This is a genomic window from Arthrobacter yangruifuii (genome assembly GCF_009192775.1).
Classification (GTDB): Bacteria; Actinomycetota; Actinomycetes; order Actinomycetales; family Micrococcaceae; genus Arthrobacter_B; species Arthrobacter_B yangruifuii.
This window is the reverse complement of the sequence record NZ_VTFX01000004.1, coordinates 343,576-354,915: the sequence shown is the minus strand read 5'-3', so window position 1 is coordinate 354,915 and position 11,340 is coordinate 343,576. Positions and strand designations below refer to the sequence as shown.

The window sequence follows — 11,340 nt, the reverse complement described above, 5'->3', positions numbered from 1 at the left end:
CCTATCCCAATCGTTCTGCCTTCAACGTCCACTAGGAGACTTCAATGAAGAACCTCACCCGCAGGATCGCCGCGGTCAGCGCGGCAGCCTTTTTGGCACTCAACGTTGCTGGTTGTTCAGTAACCACGGGCAACCCCACCTCCGACGGTGGCGGAGAACGCGAACAGAAAGATGAATACCGGGTTGCGTACATCGCCCGGGCACAGGCGGATTCCTTCGCCGCGTGGCTCGCGAACGAAATGAAGGCCGAGGCTGCGAACTATGAAGACATCACCTTGGAGGTTTTCGATGGGCAGGCCGACGATGAAATCGAGAACCGACTGATCGAGAACGCGATCGCCAACAAATTTGACGCCATCATCATTCAGCCCAATAACGCCGATGCCCAACTTCCGTACATCCAGCAGGCCGTCGACGCCGGCATCGTCACGGTCACTACCAATCCTCGTGTGGAGGGAATCGACGGCGCGAGCTCCGTGGACGCCAATCCGTACGACCAGGGCGCAATAGTTGCTCAGGCTGCCTTGGAACAAGTCCCTGAGAACGCCAATGTTGTGGTCCTCAACGGGCCAGCCGCGAACTTCCACGGCACTGCCCGCCGTGAGGCATGGGAAAAGGAGTTCTTTGATCAGCGCCCGGATGTCACGATCGTTGCTGAGGACACTGCCAATTGGAATAAGGATGAGGCGCTCACCCTTATGGAGGACTGGTCGCTGGCCAACCCGAAGATCGACGCGGTCATTTCAATGAACGACAACATGGCTTCGGGGGCGCTCGAAGCGGTGAAGGGCAAGTCCGGTTTCGACGGGATGCTGGCATACGGCGTCGACGGCACACCCGAAGCCACCCTCCTCATCCAGGAGGGCACGATGACCGCTACTTCACTGCAGGACGCCGCGGAGCTGGCCCAGCTGAACCTCAAAGCAGTGCACGACCTTTTGTCCGGGGCTGAAGACAATGTCTCGGTGAACGTAGGCAATCCGCTCATCACGAAGGACAACACACAGGAGTACATCGACTTGTACAAGGAAGCCGGGCTTATCGGCAACTAGCATCCGTGGTTACGCCGGAAACTCCAAATGGACCGAAGAGATGGGAGAGACCTGTGACCGTACTTAATAAGTTCCGCCTGGACGGCCGTGTTGCTCTGGTGACCGGTGCGACCCGCGGCCTCGGCCGATCGTTTGCCCTTGCCCTCGCCGAAGCTGGCGCCGACGTCGTCGTGCACGGACGCGATGCAGAAGCCGCAGCCAAACTGCAGAGCGAGATCGAGGCGCGCGGCAGCACTTCCCACGTTGTCCTAGGGGAGCTGACGGAGAGGTCAAGCATCGAGCGCATTGTTGCCGAGGCGCTCAGCAAGGTGGGACGCATTGACGTCCTCGTCAACAATGCGGGTGCCTGTATTCACCACGAGGCGCTGAAGGTCACGGAGGACGAGTGGTCTCATGTGATCGATACGAACCTCACGGCACTCTGGCACATGTCCCAGCAAGTCGGCGCTCATATGACCGAGCGCCGATCCGGGAGCATCGTGAATATTGGATCAATCTCGGGAATGATCGTAAACCGCCCGCAAATGCAGCCGGCATACAACGCATCCAAGGCCGCCGTGCATCAGCTGACGAAATCGCTGGCGGCCGAATGGGCTCCCCTCGGTGTCCGAGTGAATGCCGTAGCGCCTGGTTACGTGAAAACGGATATGTCACCGGTGGATGAGCCCCGGTTCCGGCGCTATTGGATCGAAGACGCACCGCAGCAGCGTTATGCAGACCCCGACGAGGTCAGCCCATCAGTAGTTTTCCTAGCCTCTGATGCGGCGAGTTTCATTACGGGTTCCGTGCTGGTCGTCGATGGCGGGTACACCGTGTTTTAGCACTTGCGTCGCCTTCGCTAAATGAGCCGCACCGCTACGAATGTCCCTCGTGGCCGGCAGCATTGAGCCGCGCGGGCTGCAGGATCGTGTGGTCATGCTCGGCTAGGTTCGGTGCCAGCCGGGCCGCCTCCGCGTAGAGCCGCGCGGCTTGTTCGACGTCGCCGCTCTTCTCCTGCAGGTATTCCCGAGCCGCGGTGTATCGGGGGAGCGACGGATCCAGTTCCTCCAGTGCGGCCAAGCCTGCACGCGGCCCGTCCGCCTCGCCGACGGCGACGGCCCGGTTCAACAGGGCGACCGGGCTGTCCGTGTGCCGGACCAGCTCGTCGTACCACTGAACAATCTGCGGCCAATCGGTGTCCTCCGCCGTCTGCGCGTCCGCGTGCAGGGCCGTAATGGCAGCCTGGGCCTGATACTCGCCCAGCCGGTCGCGGACCAAGGCCGGTTGCAGGATGGCCATTCCCTCAATGATTCCCCGGGTATCCCAGCGAATGCGGTCCTGCTGGGCCAGCGGAACAAGCCGTCCGCCGTCGTCGGTCCGTGCGGCCCGCCGGGCGTGGTGCAGCGACATGAGTGCCAGCAGGCCCCGCACCTCCGGATGGTCGACGGCGGCGGCCAGATGGCGCGTGAGGTGGATGGCTTCGGCGGCGAGGTCGACGTTGCCCGAGTAGCCCTCGTTGAACACCAGGTACAGCACCCGCAGCACCGTGGCAATGTCGCCGGGGGCGTCGAAGCGGACGCCGGCAACGGTCCGTTTAGCCCGGCTGATCCGCTGCGCCATGGTGGCCTCGCGCACCAGATACGCGGAGGCGATCTGCAGGGTTGTAAGCCCGCAGACTGCGCGCAGGGTCAATGCCACCGCCGAGGACGGGGACAGCGACGGATGCGCACAGAGGAAATACAGCTGCAGCGTGTCGTCGCGTGCTGCACATCCGCCACGAGGGTGAGGACCTGCTCGCGTATGCCCAGCTGGCTGGCCGAGCACCGGGGTGCGCCCTGCATGTAGCGCAGATGCTGGAACAGCATCGGCAGGTGGGGCAGCGGCTTGAACGCATCGAACCGGTCCGGCGACACTGGATGGAGACGGCAGACGCGGCGGCCGGCGAGGAACTCGCTGAACGCTACGAGGACCTCTCCACACTGCTTAAAGTGAACCTGCTCCGCGAAGTCACTGAAGTGATGCCCGTGGTGGACAGGGTGTTGAGCGAAAAGGAAATGGTCGCGGTCGGTCAGCACGGGATCGAACAGTTCGACAAGAAGTTTTTGATGGGCTACCTCGGGATGATGATGGCCACGAACCCCCTGGAAGACCGAAAGGCTTTCTTCAAGGAAATCCCTGCGCCGGTCCGACTTGCCTACCGCCTCGTGGGGCGCCGAATGTTCGGCGACAATATTCGACGCTCTTTCCCGGGCGCAAAATCCCGGAGACGCTTTAGCCGGTTCGTCAGCACCCCGGGCAGTCACGCAGCGGTGTCCTTGATGACGGTGTAGGAAGCGACGGCGTTCGGTGCCTGCATACCCGGCGCCTGGTCGTCGGAGTGCGAAGCTTTGAAGGAATCGGACTTCAGCCAGGCGAAGAAGCTTTCCTTGGAGTCGAATTCCATGGTGGAAAGATAAGTTTTGCTCTTTCCCTCGGGACGCATCAGCGTGCTGCGGCCCAGTCCCTGGACGCCTTCCAGATTCACCATGCTGTCAATGAAGGCCTTTTCAAAGGCCTCGGCGGTTTCGGGCCCGACTTCCAAGGTGTTGACCACTACGTACATTTGCGTCCTCTCAACGGTCTGGGCGGGCAGAGCTACCCGCCCGGATTATTATACCGACATGCTGTCGGGAAGTTTGCATACAGGTGTTCTCGGTAAAAGGCCGGGGCGTGCGCCGACTGCGGGGGAGGTTTTGCTACAGGCCGGTTCTCGAGTGGGCATGGAAAAGTCCGTTCCATACCGGCGTCCTCAGTCATTCGATCCATCCGCCGCTTACAGATCTGACGCTTGGCTGCTGGGGCAGCGCGTCCATCCTCGATCTGGCCGGCGGAACCCAGTCGCCTGGTGGGTGCGGGGCAGGCCCGCCGGGTGCCTGCCGACGCCTGACGGGTTTTCGGGCGGGACCTGGCCTCAAGCGAGAGAACTCAGGAACGCCGCCGCATCCGCTGCCACCTGGTCCGGGCATTCCCACAAGACCAAGTGGGCGGCATCGGGATAGATCTTCAGTTCTGCGCCGTCAATTTTGGCGGCCAGGGTGTCCTGGTCCGCGCGGGGCAGCAGGCCGTCCTGCCCACCCCGCAGGATCAGCGTGGGAACGGAGATGGATCCGGTTTCGGTGGGCGGAGCTGCCGTGTACAAACCGCGAAGGCTAAGCTTCCACGCGTACGCGGGCATCTTTACGCCGTCGGTCACCCGGTCCTCGATGAACCGTGCAGGAACCTCCTGAATCAGGGGAAACGAGGCGAGGAAACCGCGCACCCAGTCCTCGGCGACCGGATCCGTCAGGTTGTCGACGTATTCGGCGAAAGGGGGTTGGCCCTGGAGGGTCAAGGGAGCGGCCACCAGCACGAGCGCCGCCACCCGGTCGGGGTGCGCAACGGCCAGCTGCTGGGCCACATAACCGCCGCTCGAGGACCCAAGGACCGAAGCCGTCGGCACCTCCAGCGCATCTAGAACAGCGGCGGCATCCTGGGCTTGTTCTGCCAGTGAGTATCCGTCCTGCGGTTTGTCGGCATCGCCTTGGCCGCGGAGATCGGGGGCGTAAATCCGGAAGCCGGCCAGTCGGGGCACCAGCCGGTCGAAGCTCCGGCGGGATTCGGCCCAGGCGTGCAGCAGCAGTACCGGCGGTGCATCGGCGTCGCCCTGGACGAGGCAGGGCACCGTGATGCCGGTGTAAAGCGGAAGATTCCGCACCTCGGATTCCATAGCTCAGCATACGCCGCGTCTAGCGGCAGGACGTAGCCCACGTAGTCCTTGCTGAACAAAGCCCCGGCGCCCGCGGGCCTCCACCCCGTACCGCACGAAATGTACCGGGGGGAGACCGCCTGGCCCTCAATGGCTCTACCGCTGCCCTTCGGTCGGTGGTAGAGCCATACATGAACTGCATGCGGGTGCCTCGTCGTCGTTCTTTTGCTCTGCCACTCGAAGAGTCGTCCAGGACCCGCCAGGGTAGTGAGCAACAGGTCTGCGCCCACGCTCGAACACGTAGTGGGTCCTAGACATAAGTCACAAATTTGTCATCTTTCGATCGCTCCGATTGCATCCGAAATTAGTTCTCTGACCGTCGCTGCCCCCTCAACAGAAAGCGGAACCGATTTCATATCAATAAATACTTCATACTGGCCGTGCTTACCATTCCTGCGCGATGCCCCCGGGAAGCGAGAAGCCACCTTATCGAGACGTTGATTGAGCGCATTCCGGGCGTTAGATGAAGAACTTATATCCGTGAGAGATAGTCGCTCTACGGCGAAACGCAATTCGAGTCCTGAGTTGCCCTTACCGGTTTCCTCACGTAGTGCTAGCTGAATGTCAATTTGTCCAGACTTGCTTCTAATTGCGATGTTTTCGTCGAATCGACTACCGTCATGGATATCTAATCCGCCATACAAATAGGCGATACGGTTGCAGAAGTTTGCGCGTTCGATAATGTTCGTCCCGCTCGCGGCTTGGATGTAACCCAATGCAAGGGAAAGCTGTCCGACGACTTCACTGACGCTAGCTGGACGGTCCTTGGGGTTCCGTGCCGTCGAGGCGCCATATAGTTCCAATATTATTTTCGCAGCTCGTTCGTCCGTCCACTCGGAGAGCACCCTCCGTAATTCCTTTGTATTTCTTTGCTGGTTCTCCCCGCTAGGATCGGTTCCGACAAAGATGAAGTACATGAGTTGGCCGAGACTGTAAACATCGACTGTGACTTCCCGTGATGTGCCAGCATTGGGTTCGTAGAGCTGTTCCGGAGCCGCATAGTTGATTACTCCCCCTACTCCGAGGTTCGTTGTGACCGTGCGGTTAGTTTCGTGGTAGGCGAGGTCAAAGTCCGTGAGATGGGGGGTCAAATTGCCGTATAGGTCTTGTACAACAATAATGTTCTCGGGCTTAATGTCTCGATGTCGCACCTTATGGTGGTGGGCATGAACTAAAGTCTCCGCGATGTCCCGTACAAGTTGAACCATTGGTTCGACCTCGGAACGATCAACATAGAAGTCTCTTAGGTCGGGCCCCGGAACATATTCCATGACGAATGCGAGCGGAGCCAGGGTCATTGAGGATACTCCAACAATATTCGGATGCTGGAGTTTGCGCATGTTCTGAAAGCCATTGCGGAAGCGTGCCGCCTTCACCTGATCATGCAGTTCTCCACCGTGAAAGATCTTCAGGGCCGCTGATTCGCCGGAGGGCGTCTTGACCTCCCACACCTGGCCGAATCCACCTTGACCAATCTTACGGACAAGGGTTCCAACGGCGGTCTCCTCACCCTGCACCACTTCGGATACCCTCCGTTGTGCGTCGAGCATGGAATCGTAGAGTCGCCTCCAATCTGGCTCGCGTCCAAGGTCAGGCAGACTTACTTGTGTGTCTTCAAACCATCGAACCACTCCTTCGAGGTCCTTGGCGCAGCGTCGACTGCCTCCGTGGATTCGTGTTTCTTTCTCAAAAAGTTCCCGGTTTTGTAGTTCGAAGTGCTTATCCATTAGAAGTTGGGCCTTCGCAAGGATGCGCCGGCGATCATCCACAGCGATGGGAGCTCCACGACGGGGTTCGAAGCCCTTACCCAAGACGACGGTCCCTGTGAGGTCGCCCTTAAAAACAGGTGTTTGGTATAGAGGATCTACCGCTCGTGAAACGTATTCGTGCAGGTGTAGGAGCGTAACCTCACCTTCGAAGTTCACGGCATCGCCCAGCAGTCCCTGGACGAGAGCCTCTGTGAAGACACCCCGTGCTGGGTCAGCATGTTCTTTGGCCGTATCGTCCGCCGTGCATGCACCCAGAATGCTGCGGCTTGAATTTACTACGCGTAACTCCCGTTCGATATCAGAGGCTGCCATGACGCGGCTATGTGTCCATATGGGTGCCGAACCTGCGTGGCAGCAGTCGAGTATAGTTACAACGTTTGTAAAGTAGTGGCTGGCAGACTCCATGATGTCTGACAGGTGAGAAAGGGACAGGCCCGGGTCGAAGGTTGTTGCGTCGTGCGTGACGAGGTGACCGGAATTGCCCACGACAGCACCATGCCCAGCGAAGTAAAATAGTAGGGTGTCGCCACTGACGGATCCATAGGCAATTTGGCCAAGCGCTTCGAGAATATTTGAACGAGTAGCATCACGATTAAACAGCGTAGTTACGTCGAAATCGTATTGCTCGAGACTTAGGCACTCAGCTATGTCGCCAGCATCATTTACGCATCCGCGGAGGGGAGGTGCATGAAGATATCCGTCAACGCCCACCACCACCGCGTGCTTCATAGTCCCTGTCATATCGCCACCCCTAACACTTAGGCTTCAAGAATTGGCAAGTCCCGGCTGACGATATATCCACTTCGGTAATTGCGGAAGAGCCTTGAGTTGCGGAGCAGCACGTGGCTGATGCGAGACTTCAAGACAGAGGTCAGACGAGCTTCGTGTCGATAACTGCCCCTCGACGACCGTCACACCACGCCCCACGATTCCGTTCCACACCGCGCCACGGCGTACCCTTGACCATGTGAAAACCTTCGAAGACCTCTTTGCCGAGCTGAGCCGGAAAGTTCAGGACCGCCCCGCCGGGTCACGCACCGTGGCCGAATTCGAGTCGGGCGTGCATGGCATCGGTAAGAAGGTTGTTGAGGAAGCCGCCGAAGTCTGGATGGCCGCCGAATACGAATCCGATGCCGAATGCGCCGAAGAAATTTCCCAGCTGCTGTACCACCTCCAGGTCCTGATGCTCGCTAAAGGCCTGACCCTGCAGGACGTCTACAAGCATCTCTAGCCGCGCGCTGACCCGTTTCAGCGTGTGGCCCGCCGGTCGAACTTTCTCAGTAAAACGAACTTCCAGCGAAAGATGCCTCCCATGCTCCGTGTAGCCGTACCCAACAAGGGTGCCCTGTCCGAATCCGCCTCCGCCATGCTCAACGAGGCGGGCTACCGCCAGCGCCGCGACACCCGCGAACTCGTCATGGTGGACCCCGATAACGACGTCGAGTTCTTCTTCCTCCGCCCCCGCGACATTGCCGTGTACGTTGGCGCCGGAACTCTCGACGTCGGCATCACCGGCCGCGACCTGTTCCTGGACGCGCAGGTGGACGCCGAGGAAGTGCTGAGCCTCGGGTTCGGCGCCTCCACCTTCCGCTTCGCAGGCCCCGTGGGGGACTTCTCCTCCATTGACCAGCTCGAAGGCAAGCGCCTGGCCACCAGCTACGACGGCCTGCTGCGCTCCTACCTGGCCGAACGCGGCATCAACGCCTCCGTGGTCCGGCTCGACGGCGCGGTGGAGTCCTCCGTCCGGCTCGGCGTCGCGGACGCGATTGCCGACGTCGTCGAAACCGGCACCACTCTGCGCGCCGCCGGCATGGAAATCTTCGGGGACCCGATCCTGAAGTCCGAGGCCGTGCTGATCGGCCGCCCCGGCGCCAACCCGGCCGGCGTCGACGTCCTCATCCGCCGCCTGCGCGGCGTGCTGGTGGCCCGGCAGTACGTGATGATGGACTACGACGTCCGCAAGGACCTTGTGGAGCAGGCTGCCGCATTAACCCCGGGACTGGAATCGCCCACCGTCTCCCCGCTGCAGAACAGCGACTGGGTGGCCGTGCGTTCCATGATCAAGAAGTCCGAGACCAACCGCATCATGGACGAGCTCTATGACATCGGCGCCCGCGCCATCCTGGTCAGCAGCATCCACGCCTGCCGGATCTAGGAAAGGGAACGCCATGAGTGTTGCCATCCGCGTTATCCCCTGCCTGGACGTCGACGCCGGCCGGGTGGTCAAGGGCATCAACTTCGAAGGCCTGCGCGACGCCGGAGACCCGGTGGAACTCGCGCACCGGTATGACCGTGCCGGCGCCGACGAGCTGACCTTCCTGGACGTCACCGCCTCCTCCGGGAACCGGGACACCACGTTCGACGTGGTCGCGCGTACCGCCGAAGAGGTCTTCATTCCGCTGACCGTCGGCGGGGGAGTGCGCTCCATCGCGGACGTGGATAAGCTGCTGCGTTACGGCGCGGACAAGGCCTCCATCAACACCGCCGCCGTCGCACGCCCCGACGTGATCGACGAAATTACCCGGCACTTCGGCTCGCAGGTGCTGGTGCTCTCCGTGGACGCGAGGCGCACGCACGACGGCGCCACGCCGTCAGGCTTCGAGGTCACCACGCACGGCGGGCGCACCGGAACCGGGATCGATGCCGTCGCCTGGGCCAAGGAGGCGGCCGACCGCGGCGTGGGGGAGATCCTGCTGAACTCCATCGACGCCGACGGCACCCGCGAGGGCTTCGACATCGAGATGATCCGGGCCGTCCGCGCCGCCGTGGACGTGCCGCTGATCGCCTCCGGCGGGGCCGGCAAGCCCGAGCACTTCCCGGCCGCGGTGATCGCCGGTGCCGACGCCGTCCTGGCCGCCTCGGTGTTTCACTTCGGCCCGGATGACGCGATCCACCAGGTCAAGCAGGCCATCCGCGACGCCGGGTTCGACGTCCGCTAGCAGCAGCTAGCGTGTGGAGGCCACGAAGATCTGTGACGGCCCCGTGAACGTGGCCGTCACAGGTTCCCCGGCGTACAGGATCTTCTCTTCGGGCTCCATGTCCGTCGTAACGTCGTCCATGGTGATGGCAGCAGGTTCCATTGCGGCCAGCACTACGCTGAACGGCCCCAAACGGACGGGCTTTGGATCATCGCCTACGACCACCCGTCGCAGGTCCATGTCCTCGCTCCAGAGCGGAATGCGCTGCTCGCCGTCGCCGGCGTCGAGCACGGGCAGGGGAGAAGGCTGCGGCTGTCCGTCCCCCGTCAGGAGCTGCAGTTCGCATAGGTCCACGTACCCGTTGGCCAGGCCGGCCTGCAGCGCATTATTGGAGTGGCCCATAACCAGCACTGCCTGGCCGGACAAATAGGTATGCAGGCACCCGGGAGGGATCACGGCTGCCTGCCCGGGTTTCAGCTCAATAAACTTCATGCAGATAGCCAGCAGGATGCCCCGGTCGTGGGGGAAAAGTTGCTGCAGCCTGCGTACGACGGTGACCGCCTCGGCCGCCGGTCCTTCAACGTGCCGGACCCGGTCCACAGCGTCGGCTGTTTCCCGCAGTGCAGCTGCGGTTTCTGCAGGCGACATACGCAGTACGGAGTGGATGACGGTCTCATGGCGGAAGCGGAGGTACGAACCCAGCCAGGGCAGTTCCAGCCCCGAAGCGATGGCCTGTAGTTCTTCCGTGGACCGTTCCCCGGCGAGCACGCGCAGGGGCGTGAGGGCTACGGCCACCTCGCACTTCGGGTTGCGGTCCTTGTAGTTACGGTTATCCGCACCCAGCGGCACGCCCCGGGCCTGTTCCCGCACGAAACCCGCCAGCGCCTGCTCCCAGTGCGGGTGCAGCATGATCGGCGGTGGAACGTCGGCATCCACCACGCAGAGGCGGAAGGGAAACGGTGAGCCGGTGCCGGCTTCCGGATGGGGGACTTTGACCGGCCGATCTCCGGCGAACCGCTCCAGCGTTTGCCGGTACGTCGCGGGATCCCAGTCGATCAGCAGGCCGCGGGAGGACAGTGGCAAAAGCCGGCGAGCGGATGCTACGGACCTTGAGAGATCAGAACCAGTACGCACGTGGGTCACTAACATCACCAGAGTGGACATAAAGGAAGTTAATGGGGAACCAGTGGGCCCTACACGGACACACTCGATCTTTTAAATTCTAGCCAGTTCCGCCGCAGAGGAACCGGCTAGAGCGGCCTGGCTCTATGTGATGTTTGCCTATCCAACCGGGGTAAAAACTCCTAAGCGCGTGCCTGGACGAGATTGGCGAAGGGCAGGCTGCCGTACTGCCGGCGGAAGTCCGACTGGCAGTCCGAAAGCGCCGCATTGAGCGCGTCCAACGGCAGTTCCTTCCAGGCCACAAGAAGATTCCCTGCATCCGCCAGCTGCCAGATCAGCCGGCCGTCCCAGTGGCCCGGCGGCTTGCCGTTTCCGAAATCGATGAACTCGGATATCTGGCGCCGGAGACCGCGGTTGCCCTTGCTGCCGGAGCCGGCCTTGCCGAAGAAGAGGATGTCCGCGTCCGCGACCCACTCGGCGGCGAGATCAGTCTGGGACAGGGAAGGATTCCTGCGCTTGAAGACCCCGGCAGTGCTTTTGGAGAGGAACCGCGGTTCAAACCCCTCCGGCCGCACGACGGCGAACATTCCCTGGCGCTGCGGGATCCGGTTGATCTCGAGACTCTTGATGGGACGGAATCCCGTGAAGCCGTCGTCCTTGAGTGTTTTCCTGTTCAACGGTTTCCTAGCGGTGAAGCGGCGGGTTGCGATCGGCAG

12 protein-coding genes are annotated in these 11,340 nt (G+C 61.6%); 6 read left to right on the top strand and 6 right to left on the bottom strand.

The genetic code is table 11. The annotated features are described in order from the left end of the window. Nucleotides 1-44: 44 nt before the first annotated feature. Both GD627_RS09570 and GD627_RS09565 read left to right on the top strand, forming a co-directional pair. On the top strand, nt 45-1,052 hold the full coding sequence (locus GD627_RS09570; protein ID WP_152272303.1) for a sugar ABC transporter substrate-binding protein: 1,008 nt from the start codon (nt 45-47) through the stop codon (nt 1,050-1,052). A 53-nt stretch (nt 1,053-1,105) separates the two neighbouring features. Then, a complete protein-coding gene (locus GD627_RS09565; protein ID WP_152272302.1) occupies nt 1,106-1,873 on the top strand; it encodes an SDR family NAD(P)-dependent oxidoreductase in 768 nt (255 codons plus the stop codon). A 34-nt stretch (nt 1,874-1,907) separates the two neighbouring features. Here GD627_RS09565 and GD627_RS09560 read toward each other — a convergent pair whose 3' ends face one another. Continuing rightward, nucleotides 1,908-2,855, bottom strand: coding sequence for an RNA polymerase sigma factor (locus GD627_RS09560; RefSeq protein WP_343032388.1), 948 nt, complete (start codon nt 2,853-2,855; stop codon nt 1,908-1,910). On the opposite strand from GD627_RS09560, the gene GD627_RS16655 reads away from it, so the two are divergent. Continuing rightward, complete coding sequence (locus GD627_RS16655) at nt 2,792-3,361, top strand: hemerythrin domain-containing protein (protein WP_246165414.1); 570 nt, start codon at nt 2,792-2,794, stop codon at nt 3,359-3,361. The genes GD627_RS09560 and GD627_RS16655 overlap by 64 nt on opposite strands. Here the strand turns inward: GD627_RS16655 and GD627_RS09550 are convergent. From GD627_RS09550 to GD627_RS09540, 3 genes are all read right to left on the bottom strand, one after another. Next, entirely contained in the window at nt 3,331-3,633 is a 303-nt protein-coding gene (locus tag GD627_RS09550; RefSeq protein WP_152272299.1) for an antibiotic biosynthesis monooxygenase family protein, read from the bottom strand. The two genes, GD627_RS16655 and GD627_RS09550, sit on opposite strands and share 31 nt — an antisense overlap. 348 nt (nt 3,634-3,981) lie before the next feature. Continuing rightward, nucleotides 3,982-4,776: an alpha/beta fold hydrolase gene (locus tag GD627_RS09545; RefSeq protein ID WP_152272298.1), complete on the bottom strand. Its 795-nt coding sequence runs from the start codon at nt 4,774-4,776 to the stop codon at nt 3,982-3,984. Nucleotides 4,777-5,087: 311 nt separating this feature from the next. Next, on the bottom strand, nt 5,088-7,313 hold the full coding sequence (locus GD627_RS09540; protein ID WP_194266021.1) for a protein kinase domain-containing protein: 2,226 nt from the start codon (nt 7,311-7,313) through the stop codon (nt 5,088-5,090). A gap of 238 nt (nt 7,314-7,551) precedes the next feature. Here GD627_RS09540 and GD627_RS09535 point away from each other — a divergent pair, with 238 nt between their 5' ends. The 3 genes from GD627_RS09535 to hisF all read left to right on the top strand — a co-directional run bounded on the left by GD627_RS09535 (nt 7,552) and on the right by hisF (nt 9,523). After that, entirely contained in the window at nt 7,552-7,815 is a 264-nt protein-coding gene (locus GD627_RS09535; RefSeq protein WP_146362223.1) for a phosphoribosyl-ATP diphosphatase, read from the top strand. An 81-nt stretch (nt 7,816-7,896) separates the two neighbouring features. Continuing rightward, nucleotides 7,897-8,739: an ATP phosphoribosyltransferase gene (gene hisG / locus GD627_RS09530; protein WP_146362222.1), complete on the top strand. Its 843-nt coding sequence runs from the start codon at nt 7,897-7,899 to the stop codon at nt 8,737-8,739. Between the two features lie 13 nt (nt 8,740-8,752). Then, entirely contained in the window at nt 8,753-9,523 is a 771-nt protein-coding gene (hisF, locus tag GD627_RS09525; RefSeq protein WP_152272296.1) for an imidazole glycerol phosphate synthase subunit HisF, read from the top strand. A gap of 6 nt (nt 9,524-9,529) precedes the next feature. Here the strand turns inward: hisF and GD627_RS09520 are convergent, their stop codons facing one another. Both GD627_RS09520 and GD627_RS09515 read right to left on the bottom strand, forming a co-directional pair. Next, entirely contained in the window at nt 9,530-10,585 is a 1,056-nt protein-coding gene (locus GD627_RS09520; RefSeq protein ID WP_194266020.1) for a cupin domain-containing protein, read from the bottom strand. A gap of 221 nt (nt 10,586-10,806) precedes the next feature. Beyond that, nucleotides 10,807-11,301: a hypothetical protein gene (locus GD627_RS09515; RefSeq protein ID WP_152272294.1), complete on the bottom strand. Its 495-nt coding sequence runs from the start codon at nt 11,299-11,301 to the stop codon at nt 10,807-10,809. Nucleotides 11,302-11,340 lie beyond the last annotated feature (39 nt).